General features: G+C 72.3%; 3 protein-coding genes. 1 reads left to right on the forward strand and 2 read right to left on the reverse strand.

What is annotated here, in order from left to right; translation table 11 throughout:
* Window positions 1-599: cellulose-binding domain-containing protein (locus tag B1L11_RS44625; RefSeq protein WP_256863452.1), on the reverse strand; the 599-nt coding region annotated here is incomplete at its 3' end.
* Window positions 600-644: 45 nt separating this feature from the next.
* Window positions 645-884 carry a cellulose binding domain-containing protein gene (locus B1L11_RS53625; RefSeq protein WP_256863453.1) on the reverse strand — a complete coding sequence of 80 codons (240 nt, stop codon included), beginning with the start codon at window positions 882-884 and terminating at the stop codon, window positions 645-647.
* Between B1L11_RS53625 and B1L11_RS53630 the strand changes: the two genes are divergently transcribed.
* The coding region (locus B1L11_RS53630) for a hypothetical protein (RefSeq protein ID WP_256863454.1) at window positions 856-1,118 on the forward strand (263 nt) is incomplete at its 3' end. The two genes, B1L11_RS53625 and B1L11_RS53630, sit on opposite strands and share 29 nt — an antisense overlap.

Raw genomic sequence — 1,118 nt, forward strand, 5'->3', positions numbered from 1 at the left:
TCCTCCCACAACACCGGATTGGAGTAGGTCGACGACGGCGGCCACGGCCCACCCGACGGCGACGGCGACGGCGACGGCGACGGTGACGGTGACGGTGACGGCGACGGTGACGGTGAGGGCGACGGGGTAGGGCTGGGGCTGCTGCTCGGGCTCGCCGAGGGGCTGGGACTGGCACTGGGGCTGGTGACGGTTCCACTGCAGGTGGTGCCGTTCAGCGCGAAGCTCGCCGGCACCGGGTTGGACGAGGTCCAGGAGCCGTTGAAGCCGAACGACGCGCTGCCGCCGGTCGGGATGGCGCCGTTGTAGGAGGCGTTGGTCACGGTGACCTGGGCGCCCGACTGCGTGTAGCTGCCGTTCCACAGCTGGCTGATCGTCTGCCCGGCGGGGAACGACCAGGTGAGGCGCCAGCCGTCGATCGGGTCACCCAGGTTGACCACGTCCACGTTGGCGCCGAAGCCGCCCTGCCACTGGTTGGTGACGGTGTAGGTGACCCGGCAGCCGGCGGCGGCCCGGGCGGAGCCGGCGGTCACGATTCCGAGGACGCTCAGCGCCGCGGCCATCCCGGCCGCGAGCCAGCGCCGATGTCGAGTGAAGCGCACGAGAATCTCCAGGGGGATAGTTGACGGCGACTTTCATGTCTGGAGTCAGCTCGCGGTGCAGGTCAGCGTGGGCACGCCGTTGGCGCCGTTCCAGGTGCCGAGGAAGCCGAACTGGGTGCTCGCGCCCGCGCCGAGCGCGCCGTTGTAGCCGACGTTGCGGGCGGTGACCTGGTCGCCGCTGCTGCTGATCGTGGCGTTCCACGACTGGGTGACCGTCTGGCCGTTGCCGAACCGCCAGCCGACGGTCCACGAGGAGATGGCCGAGCTGCCCGCGGTGACGGTCACCGTCGCCTGGAAGCCGCCGTCCCACTGCCCGGCGACGGCGTACGCGGCCGAGCACCCCGCGCCGCCCGGAGAAGGGCTCGGTGACGGGCTGGCTGACGGGCTGGGCGACGGGCTGGCTGACGGGCTGGGCGACGGACTGGCTGACGGACTGGGCGACGGGCTGGTGCCGGGGCCCTGCCCGATGCTGCCGGGCACCGACTGGAGCGCCGCGTACCAGGCGGCGGCCATCTTGTC

The sequence above is a fragment of the Microbispora sp. GKU 823 genome, from assembly GCF_002027145.1.
GTDB lineage: Bacteria > Actinomycetota > Actinomycetes > Streptosporangiales > Streptosporangiaceae > Microbispora > Microbispora siamensis.